Origin of the sequence: Pseudomonas arsenicoxydans, assembly GCF_006438915.1 — a bacterium.
In the GTDB taxonomy this organism is placed as follows: Bacteria; Pseudomonadota; Gammaproteobacteria; order Pseudomonadales; family Pseudomonadaceae; genus Aquipseudomonas; species Aquipseudomonas arsenicoxydans_A.
Genome location: NZ_RCZE01000004.1, coordinates 381108 through 397112, shown reverse-complemented (window position 1 = coordinate 397112; position 16005 = coordinate 381108). Strand labels below are relative to the sequence as shown.

Genomic DNA, 16005 nt, shown 5'->3' with positions numbered 1-16005 from the left:
AATCATGAGCCTGGAAGATCGCGTTACCGATCTGGAGAGCCAGCTGGCGTTTCAGGATGACACCATCCAGTCATTGAGTGATGTGCTGGCGACGCAGCAGCGTGCAGTTGAACGCTTGCAGCTGCAAATGGCAGCGCTGCTCAAGCGCCAGGAAGAAATGGCCGGGCAGTTCGAAACCTTCGAAGAAGAAGCACCGCCCCCGCATTACTGACTTTTCAAGATAAAGAAGCAGGTAAAAAAAACCGCGAACAGCCAGGCTGTTCGCGGTTTTTTTTAGCCTTTGAATCAGCGACGCGGCAGTGCCGCGATCACATCTTCGGCTTGCAGGCCTTTGTCACGGTTCATCACAGAGAATTCCACGCGCTGGCCTTCGACCAGAACGCGGTGACCTTCGCCACGAATAGCCCGGAAATGCACGAAAATATCATCGCCGGAATCGCGGGAAATAAAGCCGAAGCCTTTGGAGGTGTTGAACCACTTGACGGTGCCGGTATCGCGGTTGCTCATGTCATAGCTTGGCGAGGCGGCGGCCGGTGACGATTTGTAGAAGCTGACACCCAGGTGCAGCAACACGGCGGTCAGGGCTGCGACCAGGCTGAACAGGACGGCAGGTTGACCGGCGATGACAGGCATCGGCGCGAGCAACGTCAGGATTTGCAGGAGAACGGCCAGCACCAGCAGAACGCTGACCAGGTTTTGCAGTTGGTGACGCGGGCCTTTGTTCCAGTAAGGGATAACAGGCGCAAGGGTAAGGTTCAACAGGCCAAAAAAGGCCAGGTACAGTGCATCGGGTTGTTGCAGGTAAGGGACCGCTTCAGCCCGCAGGCTGGGGATGAAGGACAGCAGCAGGGCTGCTGCGCCCGTTAGCAGGTGAACGATTTTCAACATTTTGATTAACTCACGTTAAGACGGATCACAAGGAAGAGCTGATGGAGTACGGTTCGCTTCGGAACAATAAGAGGCGTTGGACACGTACCCGGTATCAGCCTATGCGCAGCCCCCGGAAAATAGGCGGTCGCGACACACGGTCTATTTAACAGCAAAGCCTGCAGCTACTCAAATCAGGCAGTCCGGCGGTGCCCGGGAGGTTGATTTGTCATAGGTCGGTGCGTCATTCGGCGGATGGGTGTTGGCAGGTTTGTCACGCGCGGCTTTCTTCTATTAAGGATGAGGTCGCAGTACCCACCGTCGAACTGCTGACCCCGCGCATGTTCGCACTCTGCCGTTTTGCTTCTTCAAATCTCTTTTGCGCGTGGTAAAGCGCGCTTGATCATGTAGGAAAATGGCCGGTCTAGGACGCTCTCCATGATCCCTCTTCAGCTGTTGGCTTATCCTACGTCGATGGTCATAAAGTCATCTGGATATACCTTTGCGCCTGCGCTTTTATAAGGCAACACAACAGATGTGGCTCTTATAGAAAGCAAGGATGACAAAGGAGTGTCAGCGATATGGTTTACGAAGACAGGCCAGGCGAGGGTAGGGACATCAGGGTTGATCCGTTCGTCAGTGAATTTGATATGGGGCTGGCCCTGCCATTATCCCGCTCGGTGCGTTTGAATGGTTTTGCGACCTGCTTGCGGCTTGAGCAGGTCTACTGGGATATTTTGGGCGATATGGCCAGGGTCAATTGCTGTTCGGTCAGTGCACTGCTGTCCCATGTGGACCGCGAAGTGCATTTGCGTCACGGCGGGGTCAAGAACTTCACCGGGCTGGTGCGGGTTGTCTGCGTCGTGCGCAGCTTGAAGGAAGGTGGCTGCGTTGCGACACCTTAGTCGCAGCGGCGTAATGGACTGAGTGTCAGTCTGTGCAGTCTTACGGCTGCACAGGCTGCATTTAATGGATATAATCCCGCTCTTTGCCGCAAAACCCAGCGTGTGCGGTAGCAATCTGATCGCCGAGACAACCCCCATGCCGATGTACGACTATCAATGTGCTTCCTGTGGTCATCAGTTGGAAGCCATTCAAAAGATCAGCGCAGCACCGCTGGTCGACTGCCCTGCCTGCCAGGCGCCAGAGCTGAAAAAGATGCTGTCCATGCCAGGTTTCCGCCTCAGCGGCACCGGTTGGTACGAAACCGATTTCAAGACCGGCTCGAAGAAGAACCTGGCCGGCGGCGACAAAGCTGACTAGGGTCTAGGGCCTGAGTTGAACCACACGTGCGAGCGCTTGCATCATCGGGCACCTTTATAAAGGGCAGGATGTGCAGGGCTCCGACCGAATTTCGAATTACGAGAAGCGAAACCACTACCATGATGCGCAGCCATTATTGCGGCCAACTGAACGAAAGCCTGGAAGGCCAGGAAATTACTCTTTGCGGTTGGGTTCACCGTCGCCGTGACCACGGTGGGGTGATTTTCCTCGATATCCGTGATCGTGACGGTCTGGCCCAGGTGGTGTTCGATCCGGACCGCGCTGAATCCTTCGCCGCTGCCGATCGCGTGCGCAGCGAGTACGTCGTGAAGATCACCGGCAAGGTTCGCCTGCGTCCGACCGGTGCCACCAACGCCAACATGGCGTCGGGCATGATCGAAGTCCTCGGTTACGAACTGGAAGTGCTGAACGAATCGGAAACCCCGCCGTTCCCGCTGAACGAGTTCTCCGATGTCGGCGAAGAAACCCGCCTGCGCTATCGCTTCCTTGACCTGCGTCGCCCGGAAATGGCCGAGAAGCTGCGTCTGCGTTCGCGCATGACCACCAGCATCCGTCGCTTCCTGGACGAGAACGGCTTCCTCGACGTCGAGACGCCGATCCTGACCCGTGCCACCCCGGAAGGTGCTCGCGACTATCTGGTGCCGAGCCGTACCCACGCCGGTTCCTTCTTCGCCTTGCCGCAATCGCCTCAGCTGTTCAAGCAACTGCTGATGGTGGCTGGCTTTGACCGTTACTACCAGATCGCCAAGTGCTTCCGCGACGAAGACCTGCGGGCTGATCGCCAGCCGGAATTCACCCAGATCGACATCGAGACCAGCTTCCTCGATGAGAACGAGATCATGGGCATCACCGAAAAAATGATCCGCAACCTGTTCAAGGAAGTGCTGGACCTGGAATTCGGCGACTTCCCGCACATGACCTTCGCAGAAGCCATGCGTCGTTACGGTTCCGACAAGCCGGACCTGCGTAACCCGCTGGAACTGGTTGACGTTGAAGATCAACTGAAAGAAGTCGACTTCAAGGTGTTCAGCGGCCCGGCCAACGACCCGAAATGCCGTATTGCCGCCTTGCGCGTTCCAGGCGCAGCGAGCATGCCGCGCAAGCAGATCGACGACTACACCAAGTTCGTCGGCATCTACGGTGCCAAGGGCCTGGCGTACATCAAGGTCAACGAGCGCGCCAAAGGCGTTGAAGGTCTGCAATCGCCGATCGTCAAGAACATCCCTGAAGCCAACCTCAATGTGATCCTCGATCGCGTTGGCGCGGTTGACGGCGACATCGTGTTCTTCGGTGCCGATAAAGCCAAGATCGTCAGCGAAGCCCTGGGCGCGCTGCGGATCAAAGTCGGTAACGATCTGAACCTGCTGACCTGCAAGTGGGCACCGATGTGGGTCGTCGACTTCCCGATGTTCGAAGAGAACGACGACGGCAGCTTCACCGCCTTGCACCACCCGTTCACCGCGCCGAAATGCACTCCGGAAGAACTGGAAGCCAACCCGGCGACCGCGCTGTCTCGTGCCTACGACATGGTGCTGAACGGCACTGAGTTGGGTGGCGGTTCGATCCGTATCCATCGCAAGGAAATGCAGCAGACCGTATTCCGCCTGCTGGGCATCAACGAAGCGGAACAGGAAGAGAAGTTCGGCTTCCTGCTCGACGCATTGAAGTACGGCGCGCCGCCACACGGTGGCCTGGCCTTCGGTCTGGACCGACTGGTGATGCTGATGACCGGCGCCCAGTCGATCCGTGAAGTGATCGCCTTCCCGAAAACCCAGAGCGCGGCGGACGTCATGACTCAGGCGCCGGGCCAGGTGGATGCCAAGGCATTGCGCGAACTGCACATTCGTCTGCGCGAAACGCCAAAGGCTGAGTAAGGCTGACCGCAAAGGCGCATCCTTTTGGGTGCGCCTTTTCTTTAGGTCGAGATTTTTTGGTTGCTGGCCGACACTGAGTGTGGCGGGCAATGTTTCAAAGAGAATTCGGAGCGAGTTATGGCGGGTCATTCCAAGTGGGCGAACATCAAGCACCGCAAAGAACGTCAGGATGCCAAGAAGGGCAAGATTTTCACCAAGTGGATTCGTGAACTGACCGTTGCTGCCCGACAGGGTGGCGGTGATCCGGGCTCCAACCCGCGCCTGCGTCTGGCGCTGGACAAGGCCCTTGGCGCGAACATGAGCCGCGACATCATTGATCGCGCCGTTGCGCGCGGTGCCGGCGCTGCCGACACCGACGATATGGTTGAGTTGAGCTACGAAGGCTACGGCCCGGGTGGCGTGGCGGTGATGGTCGAGTGCATGACCGACAACCGTAATCGCACCGCGGCGGCTGTTCGGCATGCGTTCAGCAAATGTGGCGGCAACCTTGGCACCGATGGTTCCGTGGCTTATCTGTTCGAGCGCAAAGGGCAGATTTCCTTCGCGCCAGGCGTTGATGAAGACGCGCTGATCGAAGCGGCGATGGAAGCGGATGCCGATGACGTGGTCACACACGAAGACGGTTCCATTGATGTGTTCACCTCGTTCGCCGGGTTCTATTCCGTGCGCAACGCGCTGGAAGCGGCCGGTTTCAAGGGTGAAGACGCTGAAATCGTCATGCTGCCGACCACCAGCGCCGAACTGGACCTGGAAGGTGCCGAGAAGGTGCTCAAGCTGATCGATATGCTCGAAGACCTGGATGATGTGCAGAACGTCTATTCCAACGCGGACATTCCGGAATCGGTAGCCGCACAGCTAAGCTAAGGGCAACCAGGATCCCTTGTGGGAGCGGGCTTGCTCGCGAAAGCGGATTTTCAGGCAACATAGTTGCTGAATGTAAAACCGTATTCGCGAGCAAGCCCGCTCCCACATTAGATATTCGCTTCATTGAATACACTGCTCATCCTTGACCGCAGGCGTTATGACTTTAATTCTTGGTATCGACCCCGGTTCGCGTATTACCGGTTATGGCGTGGTGCGCGATACCGGTCGTGGCTGTGTGTACGTGGCGTCGGGCTGCATTCGTACCGGCTCGGGAGAATTGCATGAGCGTCTGCAAATCGTTTATCGCGGTGTGCGTGAAATCATCCAGACATACGGCCCGGTCACCATGGGCATCGAAAAAGTGTTCATGGCGCGCAATGCCGACTCCGCACTGAAGCTGGGGCAGGCGCGCGGTGCGGCCATCGTTGCCGGTGCCGAAGAAAGCCTGGAAATCGCCGAGTACACCGCGACCCAGGTCAAGCAGGCGGTGACCGGCACCGGTGCGGCGAATAAAGAACAGGTGCAGATGATGGTCATGCACATGCTGAAATTGACCAGCAAGCCGCAAATCGACGCCTCTGACGCCCTGGCTATTGCCATTTGTCATGCGCACACCCGTTCCAGTCTGTTGCCCCATGGCCTGGGGACGGCACGCAGTCGTGGCGGGCGCCTGCGTCTCTGATAGCATCAGCAATCATTTTTTATGGAATGAGGGTTTTCGTGTCTGTGTTGTCGACGCGAACCCTTGCTCTGTCGGTCGCCAGGCATTGATCTGGCCAACGCTCAAGGATCTGTAACGTGATTGGACGCTTGCGCGGCACACTGGCTGAAAAACAGCCGCCGCACCTGATTCTGGATGTAAACGGTCTGGGGTATGAGCTGGAAGTGCCCATGACCACGCTGTATCGCTTGCCGTCGGTCGGTGAGCCGCTGACCTTGCACACCCACTTGGTCGTACGCGAAGACGCGCAGTTACTCTATGGCTTCTTCGTCAAGCGTGAGCGAGACTTTTTCCGCGAGTTGATCCGTCTCAATGGGGTAGGGCCGAAATTGGCGCTGGCCTTGATGTCCAGTCTGGAAGTTGATGAGCTGGTCCGTTGCGTTCAGTCCCAGGACACCTCGGCGCTGACCAAGGTGCCGGGCGTGGGCAAGAAGACGGCCGAACGTTTGCTGGTGGAGCTCAAGGACCGCTTCAAGGCCTGGGAAACCGTGCCGGCGATGTTCGCGCTGGTGCCCAACCAGCCTGGCGGGCCAGACGCTCCAGCGCCGGTCGTCACCGCTGAAAACGACGCGGTCAGCGCGCTGATTTCCCTGGGCTACAAGCCGCAGGAGGCCAGCAAGGCGATTTCCGCGATCAAGGAGAAAGGCTTGAGCAGTGAAGACCTGATTCGTCGTGCCCTGAAGGGAATGATTTAAGTGATTGAAGCTGATCGTCTGATTGCCGCCGCCCCGGGTCCGCGTGACCGCGAGGAAGTCCAGGACCGGGCGATTCGTCCCGTCAGCCTGGCCGAATACATCGGCCAGCCGACCGTTCGCGAGCAAATGGAGTTGTTCATCCAGGCTGCCCGTGGACGCAACGAGTCGCTGGATCACACGCTGATCTTCGGTCCGCCGGGTCTGGGTAAAACCACCCTGGCGAACATCATCGCCCAGGAAATGGGCGTGTCGATCAAGAGCACCTCGGGTCCGGTGCTGGAGCGTCCGGGTGATTTGGCGGCGCTGTTGACCAATCTTGAACCTCACGACGTGCTGTTTATCGATGAAATCCATCGCCTGTCGCCGATTGTCGAGGAAGTGCTGTACCCGGCCATGGAAGATTTCCAACTCGACATCATGATCGGCGAGGGACCGGCCGCGCGTTCGATAAAGCTTGATTTGCCACCCTTCACCCTCGTCGGTGCAACGACCCGTGCCGGCATGCTGACCAATCCCTTGCGCGACCGCTTCGGCATCGTCCAGCGCCTGGAGTTCTACAGCACCGCAGACCTGGCAACAATTGTCAGCCGTTCGGCAGCCATTCTCGGCTTGCCACTGGACCCGGAAGGCGCCTTTGAAATCGCCCGGCGTGCCCGCGGTACGCCGCGGATCGCCAACCGATTGCTGCGTCGGGTACGCGATTTCGCCGAGGTGCGTGCCAAGGGCCACATTACCAAGCCGATTGCCGACCTCGCGTTGAACCTGCTGGACGTCGACGAACGCGGCTTCGATCATCAGGATCGACGTCTGTTGTTGACCATGATCGAGAAGTTCGACGGTGGGCCGGTCGGGGTCGATAGCCTCGCCGCTGCCATCAGTGAAGAACGCCACACCATTGAAGACGTGCTGGAGCCGTACCTGATCCAGCAGGGCTACATCATGCGCACCCCACGGGGGCGAGTGGTGACCCGGCATGCGTATTTGCACTTCGGTTTAAATATCCCGTCACGATTGGGCGAGATGCCCGTGGTAGACGAGTTTCTTGATGCCGTGGACGATTAATAATTTTTGCGCGCTGATATATTCGGCTTTTGTGCGGTCCGAGGACCGTGCTTTTGCGAAAAAGCCTGCAGATCAATGAAAAACAGTTGCCTGGCCGGATTGGCAACCTGAGGAGTAAGCACTAGAGTATGCGCGCGCAAAACGGGCTTGAGCCGTTCACACATCGTTGTCGCGTTTATTACGAGGACACCGATGCGGGCGGCATCGTGTATTACGTCAATTACCTCAAGTTTATGGAACGGGCTCGAACCGAGCGGCTCCGGGATCTGGGCTTTGCCCAATCGGCGCTGGCAGGGGAGGACCTGTTGTTTGTCGTGCATTCCAGCGAAGCGCGTTACCACGCGCCGGCGCGACTGGACGACGAGCTTCTGGTAAGCGCTGAAGTAATCGAATTGAACCGTGTCAGCCTGCGTTTCAAGCAGCAGGTCAGGCGGGCAACGGATAATGTGCTGCTCTGCGAAGGGCAGTTTTTGGTGGCCTGTGTGCGCACTGACAGTTTGAAACCCCGGGCCATTCCCGAAGCTCTACGTACGGCCTTTGCCGACGTGAGCGGCGCGGGTACACACTCAAAGCAGGAGATAAAGCGTGGAAGCTAACGTCGTCGACCATTCCTCCATGTGGAGCCTGGTCAGCAATGCCAGTATCGTGGTGCAACTGGTAATGCTGATCCTGGTAGCCGCATCGGTGACCTCATGGATCATGATTTTTCAGCGCAGCAATTTGATTCGTGCCGGTCGACGTGCCCTGGAGAGCTTTGAAGAGCGCTTCTGGTCCGGTATCGACCTGTCCAAACTCTACCGTCAGGCCGGCAGCAACCCTGATCCGGATTCGGGCGTCGAGCAGATTTTCCGAGCCGGTTTCAAGGAATTCTCCCGTCTGCGCCAGCAGCCAGGCGTTGACCCGGAAGCGGTCATGGAAGGCGTGGCCCGTGCCATGCGCGTTGCCATTTCCCGCGAAGAAGAGAAGCTTGAGCAGAGCCTGCCATTCCTGGCGACTGTCGGCTCCGTCAGCCCGTACATCGGTCTGTTCGGTACGGTCTGGGGCATCATGAACTCCTTCCGTGGCCTGGCCACTGCCCAGCAAGCGACCCTGGCCACCGTGGCTCCCGGTATCGCCGAAGCACTGATCGCCACCGCGATCGGTCTGTTCGCCGCCATCCCGGCCGTTATTGCTTACAACCGCTTCTCTGCTCGCAGCGAAACCCTGCTGAGCCGTTACTACACCTTCGCCGATGAATTCCAGGCGATCCTGCACCGCAAAGTGCACACCAGCGAAGAATAAGCAGGTAATTTCCAATGGCTTTAATCGCTCGAGCTCGCAAAAAGCGCAAGCCGGTTGCCGAGATGAACGTAGTGCCTTACATCGACGTGATGCTGGTACTGCTGGTCATCTTCATGGTGACCGCGCCGATGCTCAATCAGGGCGTGAAAGTTGATCTGCCCAAGGTTTCCAGCGAAGCCTTGCCGCAGGACAACAACACCCAGGTCCTGACCATTTCGATCAAGGCTGACAAGACCTACTACTGGAACCTTGGCAGCGAAGTCGACACCGAAAAGCAGCAGGACAAGGCCATGACGTTGCCGCAGATGACTGATGCGGTGACCAAGATCATTCGTGCCGGTAACGAAGGCGGCAAGCACACCCAGGTCTTCATTCGTGGCGACAAGACCGTCGACTACGGTTCGGTCATGGGCGCCATGGGCGGGTTGCAGAAAGCCGGCGTCGGTAACGTTGGCTTGATTACCGAGGCGCCCTGATGCAGCAACAACGAGAGCCAACAGCCTCGGAAAGCTACTTCTGGCCTAGTGTCTGGGCGATTGGCTTGCACGTGCTGGTATTCGGCATGCTGTTCGTCAGTTTCGCCATGACGCCTGAGTTGCCGCCGGCCAAGCCGATTGTCCAGGCGACCCTGTATCAGCTGAAATCGAAAAGTCGGGCGACCACCCAGACCAATCAGAAGATTGCGGGTGAAGCGCAGAAATCTGCTGCGCGTCAGACCGAAGTCGAACAGTTGGAACAGAAAAAGGTCGAGCAGGAAGCGGTGAAGGCTGCGGAACAAAAGAAAGAAGAAGCGGCTCAAAAGGCCGAGGAAGCCAAGAAGGCCGACGAGTCGAAGAAAGCGGATGAGGCGAAAAAGGCTGATGAAGCCAAGAAAGCCGATGAAGCGAAGAAGACCGCCGAAGCCAAAAAGGCCGAAGAGAAACAATTGGCTGATATAGCCAAGAAGAAATCTGAAGAAGAAGCCAAGAAAGCCGCTGAAGAAGAGGCCAAGAAAGCGGCCGCTGAAGAAGCGAAGAAGAAGATCGTCGAAGACGCGAAGAAGAAAGCTGCCGAAGACGCCAAGAAGAAAGCTGAAGCTGAAGAGGCGAAGAAGAAAGTCGCCGAAGACGCGAAGAAGAAAGCTGCTGCCGATGCTGCGAAGAAGAAATCGCAGGATGCAGCAAAAAAATCGACCGAAGATAAAAAGGCCCAGGCCTTGGCAGATTTGCTTTCCGACACGCCGCAGCGCCAGCAGGCCTTGGCGGATGAGCAGGGTGATGAAGTCGCCGGCAGTTTCGATGATTTGATTCGTGTTCGTGCGGCGGAAGGCTGGGCTCGTCCTCCTTCGGCACGCAAAGGTATGACAGTGGTGCTGCAAATCGGCATGTTGCCGGACGGTACGGTGACTTCGGCCAGCGTGGCCAAGTCCAGTGGTGACGGTCCGTTTGATGCGTCTGCTGTAGCGGCGGTCAAGAATATTGGACGTTTGACAGAAATGCAGGGAATGAAGCCGAGCGATTTTGCTCCGTATCGTTCATTCAAGATGACATTCACGCCTGAGGATTTAGCCCCGTGAGAAACCTTCTACGAGGAATGCTTGTCGCTATCTGCTGCCTGGCAGGGATGGCGATGGCGGATGAGAAAAACATTCTGGTCACCAGCGGCAGTGATCGGGCCACCCCGATCGCAGTCGTTCCGTTCGCGTTCCAGGGCGGGGCGGTGCTGCCGGACGACATGTCCGAAATCATCGGTAACGACCTGCGTAACTCGGGTTACTACTCGCCGATTCCGAAGCAGAACATGATCAGCCTGCCGAGCCAGGCCAGCGAAATCATTTTCCGTGACTGGAAGGCGGTTGGCGCCCAGTACATTATGGTCGGCAGCATCGTGCCAGCAGGCGGTCGCCTGCAGGTTCAGTACGCGCTGTTCAACGTCGCCACCGAGCAGCAAGTGCTGACCGGCAGCGTGTCGGGCAGCACTGATCAACTGCGCGACATGGCGCACTACATCTCCGACCAGTCGTTTGAAAAGCTCACCGGTATCAAAGGTGCTTTCTCGACGCGTCTGTTGTACGTGACCGCCGAGCGTTTCTCCGAAAAGAACACGCGCTATACGCTGCAACGTTCGGATTATGACGGTGCCCGCGCCGTGACCCTGCTGCAATCGCGCGAGCCGATCCTGTCGCCGCGTTTTGCACCGGATGGCAAGCGCATCGCGTATGTGTCGTTCGAGCAGAAGCGTCCGCGCATCTTCATGCAGAACATCGACACCGGTCGCCGCGAGCAGATCACCAACTTCGAAGGCCTGAATGGCGCGCCAGCCTGGTCGCCGGATGGCAATCGCCTGGCCTTCGTCCTGTCCAAGGACGGCAACCCGGACATCTATGTGATGAACCTGGGTTCGCGTCAGATCTCGCGCGTCACCAATGGTCCTGGTATCAACACCGAACCGTTCTGGGGTAAGGATGGTTCGACCATCTACTTCACCTCCGACCGTGGCGGCAAGCCTCAGATCTACAAAACCAGCGTCAGTGGCGGCGGTGCGGAACGTGTGACCTTCATTGGTAACTACAACGCCAACCCTAAATTGTCGGCTGATGAAAAGACTCTGGTGATGATTCACCGCCAGGACGGCTTCACCAATTTCAAGGTGGCAGCCCAGGATTTGCAGCGAGGTAGTGTAAAGATCCTCACTGATAGCACTCTGGACGAGTCGCCTACTGTCGCGCCCAACGGCACCATGGTAATCTACGCCACCCGCCAGCAGGGCCGGGGAGTCTTGATGCTCGTGTCCATTAATGGACGCGTAAGGCTCCCGCTTCCTACCGCTCAAGGCGAAGTTCGAGAACCTTCCTGGTCCCCTTACCTGAACTGACGCGGCGCTACACGTTTTACTTAACACACTGGGGTTCATTAGGAGTTTCACGATGGAAATGCTGAAGTTTGGTAAATTTGCTGCGCTGGCTCTGGCCATGGCTGTAGCTGTAGGTTGCTCGTCCAAAGGCGGCGACAACGCCGGTGAAGGCGCTGTAGATCCAAACGCTGGTTACGGCGCAAACACTGGTGCCGTTGACGGTTCCCTGAGCGAAGAAGCTGCTCTGCGCGCAATCACCACCTTCTACTTCGAATACGACAGCTCGGACCTGAAGCCAGAAGCCATGCGCGCTCTGGACGTTCACGCCAAAGACCTGAAAGCAAACGGCGCTCGCGTTGTTCTGGAAGGCAACACCGACGAACGTGGTACTCGTGAGTACAACATGGCACTGGGCGAGCGTCGTGCGAAAGCCGTTCAACGCTACCTGGTACTGCAAGGTGTTTCCCCAGCTCAGCTGGAACTGGTTTCCTACGGCGAAGAGCGTCCAGTTGCTACCGGCAACGACGAGCAGTCCTGGGCTCAAAACCGTCGCGTCGAACTGCGTAAGTAATTCGTCATGCGAACGTGCCGTCGTGCTGTAACTGTCTTGGCTCTCAGTCTCGCACCGCTTGCGGTGTGGGCTGCGGTTCCTGTGGTCGATAACAACTCCGGTTCTAACAGCGGGAGTAGTTATCCGCCTGCGGGTTACGGTACGAACGGCGCCTATGCCGGGGGAGGGGTTTCGGCCCCTGTCTCGGCACAGGGCGAGCTGTTCAACCAACTGCAATCCATGCAGGAGCAGATCTCACGCCAACAGGGTGTGATCGAAGTTCTGCAAAATGATGTAGCGCGCATGAAGCAAGAGAACCTGGAGCGATATCAGGATCTTGATCGGCGCATAGGAACCGGCGGCGCACCTGCCGCGACTCCTGAAAATTCTTCCACCGGTGGTGATTTGAATGCCCCCGGTGCAGCAGCCGCTGGCGCAAGTGCAGGAGCGGCCGCCGCTCAAGCACCTGCTGCGGGTAGCGAACCGGCGGATCCGGCGAAGGAAAAGCTGTATTACGACGCAGCCTTCGACCTGATCAAAGCCAAGGATTTCGACAAGGCCAGCCAGGCTTTTGCCGCTTTCCTGCGCAAATACCCGAACAGCCAATACGCGGGCAATGCCCAGTACTGGTTGGGCGAAGTGAACCTGGCCAAAGGCGATCTGCAAGGTGCAGGTCAGGCGTTTGCCAAGGTTTCACAGCTGTACCCAAAGCACGCCAAAGTGCCTGATTCGTTGTACAAGCTGGCTGATGTAGAGCGCCGCCTCGGTCACACCGACAAGGTCAAAGGCATTCTGCAGCAGGTTGTGTCGCAGTATCCGGGCACTTCCGCCGCTCAGCTGGCCCAGCGTGATCTGCAAAAAATGTAAGGGCTGCTTGACCCGTTTCGAAGAAACCCGCGCTTGTCGCGGGTTTTTTCGTTAGAATTCACGCCCTTTTTATGAAACACGCTTTTTGGGATCTGCGCGGTGGCGGGGTTCCTTGAAGTGCCTGACGGAGGCGGACAGCCTGTTTAGCTGTTATGCCCGTGGCGACTATGCAAGACACATTGAGAATTACCGAAGTTTTTTACTCGTTGCAGGGTGAAACGCGAACTGCCGGGCTGCCCACAGTGTTTGTGCGCCTGACCGGTTGCCCTTTGCGTTGCCAATACTGTGACAGCGCCTACGCGTTCACGGGCGGCACCCTTCGCCCGCTCGACGACATCCTCGAGCAAGTGGCCGGTTTCCGCCCGCGTTATGTGTGTGTTACCGGTGGCGAGCCACTGGCACAACCTAACGCCATCCCATTGCTCAAGCAGTTGTGCGACGCCGGTTACGAAGTGTCACTGGAAACCAGCGGTGCGCTCGACATCTCGGCGGTAGATTCCCGGGTCAGTCGCGTTGTCGACCTGAAAACCCCGGGTTCGAAGGAAGCTCACCGCAACCGCTACGAAAATATCGAGCTGCTCACGCCTAACGATCAGGTGAAGTTTGTCATCTGCTCGCGGGAAGACTACGACTGGGCCGTGTCCAAGCTGATCCAGTACGGTCTGGATCGGCGCGCCGGCGAAGTCCTGTTCTCGCCAAGCCACCACGACCTGAATGCTCGGGACCTGGCGGATTGGGTGGTGGCGGACAACCTGCCAGTGCGTCTGCAACTGCAGCTGCATAAATATCTTTGGAATGACGAGCCGGGGCGCTGATATGACGGAACAACTGAACACTACCGAAAAACGTGCAGTGATCCTGCTGTCCGGCGGTTTGGACTCGGCGACTGTCGTGGCCATGGCCCGTGCCGAAGGCTACGCCTGTTACACCATGAGCTTCGATTACGGTCAGCGCTCTCACGCCGAATTGCACGCCGCCGCACGTGTCGCCCGCGACCTGGGTGTGGTCGAACATAAAGTGATCGGCCTGAACATGAACGGTATGGGTGGCTCGGCACTGACCGATAGCAGCATCGACATTCCGGAGGCGCTGGGGGAGGGCATTCCAGTGACTTACGTGCCGGCGCGCAACACGGTATTCCTGTCGCTGGCGTTGGGCTGGGCGGAAGTGCTCGGTGCGCGTGACATCTTCATTGGCGTGAATGCGGTGGATTACTCCGGTTACCCGGACTGCCGTCCCGAGTTCATCGAGTCCTTCGAGCGCATGGCCAATCTGGCGACCAAGGCCGGTGTAGAGGGCAATGGCTTCCGTATCCAGGCGCCTCTGCAGAACCTGAGCAAGGCACAGATCGTCGAGGCGGGCGTGAAGCTGGGCGTCAATTACGGGCTGACGGTTTCCTGCTATCAGGCTGACGATGACGGCCGCGCATGCGGCAAATGCGACAGCTGCCGACTGCGTGCAGAAGGCTTCGCGGCGGCCGGAATCAGCGACCCAACACCTTATTTTTGATTTATTTCAAATTAGGTGTTGAATAGTCCTTAAAAATCAGTATTATACGCGCCACCACACAGCGGGTCGTTAGCTCAGTTGGTAGAGCAGTTGGCTTTTAACCAATTGGTCGTAGGTTCGAATCCCACACGACCCACCATTTTTGTAGCAGTTTTAAAAGTCTGGAAGGCCCACGCAAGTGAGGATTTCCGGATTTTTTTTTGCCCGCGATTTGAGCTCGCCCAGGCTCTGGGCGGCGCCGCGCGACGCAGGTCAGAATCATCTTTTGCATCCGCGGGATATTCTGTAGCCTTGCGCATCTTCAACGTAGTCCGTGCCTGATGAATACTCACTCTCCCGGCGGTACCCTGATGGGTCCGGAGCCGGGTGTATACTCGACTTTCGCGCGAAAGCGCCTGCAGGTCTTGCGAACATGACGCAGATTTCCGAACGCCTTCTGGTTCAAGCTCACCTCGACGCCAAGCAGCCCAAGCCGCTGACCGCCGAGGAAGAGGCTTATTACCGTGCCGCCATTGCCGCCGAGCTCAAGGCTCAGGACGCAGTGCTGGTTGCCCACTTCTACTGTGATCCGGTGATTCAGGCCCTGGCCGAAGAAACCGGTGGTTGCGTCTCCGACTCGCTGGAGATGGCCCGCTTCGGCAATGCTCACCCGGCCAAGACCGTGGTGGTCGCCGGGGTGAAGTTCATGGGCGAAACCGCAAAAATCCTCAATCCCGAAAAACGCGTGCTGATGCCAACCCTCGAAGCGACGTGCTCGCTGGACCTGGGTTGCCCGGTGGACGAGTTTTCGGCATTTTGCGATCAGCACCCGGAGCGCACGGTGGTGGTGTATGCCAACACTTCGGCGGCGGTCAAGGCGCGGGCGGACTGGGTGGTGACCTCCAGCTGCGCGCTGGAAATCGTCGAAAGCCTGATGGATAACGGCGAGACCATCATCTGGGGCCCGGACAAACACCTGGGCACTTACATTCAGCGCCAGACCGGTGCGGACATGCTGCTGTGGGACGGTGCCTGCATCGTTCACGAAGAGTTCAAGTCCAAACAGCTGGAAGACATGAAAGCGCTGTACCCGGATGCCGCCATTCTGGTGCACCCGGAATCGCCGACCTCGGTGATCGAACTGGCGGATGCCGTCGGTTCCACCAGTCAGTTGATCGCAGCGGCCCAGCGGTTGCCGAACAAGACCCTGATCGTCGCCACCGATCGCGGCATCTTCTACAAGATGCAGCAGCTGTGCCCGGACAAGGTCTTCATCGAAGCGCCAACGGCCGGTAACGGCGCAGCCTGCCGCAGTTGCGCGCACTGCCCGTGGATGGCGATGAACACCCTTGAGCGCACGCTGAAGAGCTTGAAAGAGGGGGCGAACGAGATCTTTGTAGATCCTGCGCTGATTCCGCAGGCGATTCGGCCGTTGAAGCGCATGCTCGACTTCACTCAGGCTGCTCGGATGAAGCTGGCCGGCAACGCCTGAGCATTGTCAGGCAGGTCGCATAAAAATGTGGGAGCGGGCTTGCTCGCGAAGAGGGCGTATCAGTCGACATTGATGTTGTCTGACACTCCGCTTTCGCGAGCAAGCCCGCTCCCACATTGATTTTTGTA

The 16005-nt window shown here is 57.9% G+C and carries 19 protein-coding genes and 1 tRNA gene; 19 read left to right on the top strand and 1 reads right to left on the bottom strand.

All coding sequences use genetic code 11. From position 1 onward, the window contains the following. Positions 1-4 precede the first annotated feature (4 nt). A complete protein-coding gene (locus EAH78_RS10975) occupies positions 5-211 on the top strand; it encodes a SlyX family protein (RefSeq protein WP_010457497.1) in 207 nt (68 codons plus the stop codon). A 74-nt stretch (positions 212-285) separates the two neighbouring features. Here EAH78_RS10975 and EAH78_RS33000 read toward each other — a convergent pair whose 3' ends face one another. Further along, a complete protein-coding gene (locus EAH78_RS33000; protein ID WP_140667549.1) occupies positions 286-888 on the bottom strand; it encodes a cold-shock protein in 603 nt (200 codons plus the stop codon). A gap of 560 nt (positions 889-1448) precedes the next feature. On the opposite strand from EAH78_RS33000, the gene EAH78_RS10965 reads away from it, so the two are divergent. The 18 genes from EAH78_RS10965 (at position 1449) to nadA (ending at position 15877) form a co-directional block, all read left to right on the top strand. Then, complete coding sequence (locus EAH78_RS10965; protein ID WP_140667548.1) at positions 1449-1772, top strand: ribbon-helix-helix domain-containing protein; 324 nt, start codon at positions 1449-1451, stop codon at positions 1770-1772. 136 nt (positions 1773-1908) lie between these two features. Further along, the gene (locus tag EAH78_RS10960; RefSeq protein WP_010457489.1) at positions 1909-2130 is read left to right on the top strand and encodes an FmdB family zinc ribbon protein; all 222 of its coding nucleotides are present in this window, start codon (positions 1909-1911) and stop codon (positions 2128-2130) included. Between the two features lie 119 nt (positions 2131-2249). After that, complete coding sequence (gene aspS / locus EAH78_RS10955; protein ID WP_140667547.1) at positions 2250-4025, top strand: aspartate--tRNA ligase; 1776 nt, start codon at positions 2250-2252, stop codon at positions 4023-4025. A gap of 117 nt (positions 4026-4142) precedes the next feature. Then, positions 4143-4889 carry a YebC/PmpR family DNA-binding transcriptional regulator gene (locus EAH78_RS10950; protein WP_140667546.1) on the top strand — a complete coding sequence of 249 codons (747 nt, stop codon included), beginning with the start codon at positions 4143-4145 and terminating at the stop codon, positions 4887-4889. A 157-nt stretch (positions 4890-5046) separates the two neighbouring features. Continuing rightward, a complete protein-coding gene (ruvC, locus tag EAH78_RS10945; protein ID WP_007945844.1) occupies positions 5047-5571 on the top strand; it encodes a crossover junction endodeoxyribonuclease RuvC in 525 nt (174 codons plus the stop codon). Positions 5572-5687: 116 nt separating this feature from the next. Then, on the top strand, positions 5688-6305 hold the full coding sequence (ruvA, locus tag EAH78_RS10940) for a Holliday junction branch migration protein RuvA (protein WP_140667545.1): 618 nt from the start codon (positions 5688-5690) through the stop codon (positions 6303-6305). Next, positions 6306-7367, top strand: a complete 1062-nt coding sequence (ruvB, locus tag EAH78_RS10935; protein WP_140667544.1) for a Holliday junction branch migration DNA helicase RuvB — start codon at positions 6306-6308, stop codon at positions 7365-7367. 128 nt (positions 7368-7495) lie between these two features. Then, positions 7496-7963 (top strand): tol-pal system-associated acyl-CoA thioesterase, encoded by a 468-nt coding sequence (ybgC, locus tag EAH78_RS10930; RefSeq protein WP_140667543.1) that lies wholly within the window; start codon positions 7496-7498, stop codon positions 7961-7963. Further along, a complete protein-coding gene (tolQ, locus tag EAH78_RS10925) occupies positions 7953-8648 on the top strand; it encodes a protein TolQ (RefSeq protein ID WP_140667542.1) in 696 nt (231 codons plus the stop codon). The genes ybgC and tolQ overlap by 11 nt, the downstream gene beginning before the upstream one ends. A gap of 23 nt (positions 8649-8671) precedes the next feature. After that, complete coding sequence (gene tolR / locus EAH78_RS10920) at positions 8672-9124, top strand: protein TolR (RefSeq protein WP_170219116.1); 453 nt, start codon at positions 8672-8674, stop codon at positions 9122-9124. Next, positions 9124-10203, top strand: coding sequence for a cell envelope integrity protein TolA (gene tolA / locus EAH78_RS10915; RefSeq protein ID WP_140667540.1), 1080 nt, complete (start codon positions 9124-9126; stop codon positions 10201-10203). The genes tolR and tolA overlap by 1 nt, the downstream gene beginning before the upstream one ends. Before the next feature lie 17 nt (positions 10204-10220). Then, the gene (gene tolB / locus EAH78_RS10910; RefSeq protein ID WP_430539926.1) at positions 10221-11501 is read left to right on the top strand and encodes a Tol-Pal system beta propeller repeat protein TolB; all 1281 of its coding nucleotides are present in this window, start codon (positions 10221-10223) and stop codon (positions 11499-11501) included. A 52-nt stretch (positions 11502-11553) separates the two neighbouring features. Then, positions 11554-12051, top strand: a complete 498-nt coding sequence (gene pal, locus EAH78_RS10905) for a peptidoglycan-associated lipoprotein Pal (RefSeq protein WP_003178634.1) — start codon at positions 11554-11556, stop codon at positions 12049-12051. Positions 12052-12057: 6 nt separating this feature from the next. Then, complete coding sequence (ybgF, locus tag EAH78_RS10900) at positions 12058-12897, top strand: tol-pal system protein YbgF (RefSeq protein ID WP_140667538.1); 840 nt, start codon at positions 12058-12060, stop codon at positions 12895-12897. Between the two features lie 167 nt (positions 12898-13064). Continuing rightward, a complete protein-coding gene (gene queE, locus EAH78_RS10895; protein ID WP_059183061.1) occupies positions 13065-13712 on the top strand; it encodes a 7-carboxy-7-deazaguanine synthase QueE in 648 nt (215 codons plus the stop codon). 1 nt (position 13713) lies between these two features. Beyond that, the gene (gene queC, locus EAH78_RS10890; protein ID WP_140667537.1) at positions 13714-14406 is read left to right on the top strand and encodes a 7-cyano-7-deazaguanine synthase QueC; all 693 of its coding nucleotides are present in this window, start codon (positions 13714-13716) and stop codon (positions 14404-14406) included. A 63-nt stretch (positions 14407-14469) separates the two neighbouring features. After that, positions 14470-14545: transfer RNA gene (locus EAH78_RS10885), tRNA-Lys, on the top strand. Between the two features lie 273 nt (positions 14546-14818). Continuing rightward, positions 14819-15877 (top strand): quinolinate synthase NadA, encoded by a 1059-nt coding sequence (gene nadA, locus EAH78_RS10880; RefSeq protein ID WP_140667536.1) that lies wholly within the window; start codon positions 14819-14821, stop codon positions 15875-15877. Positions 15878-16005 lie beyond the last annotated feature (128 nt).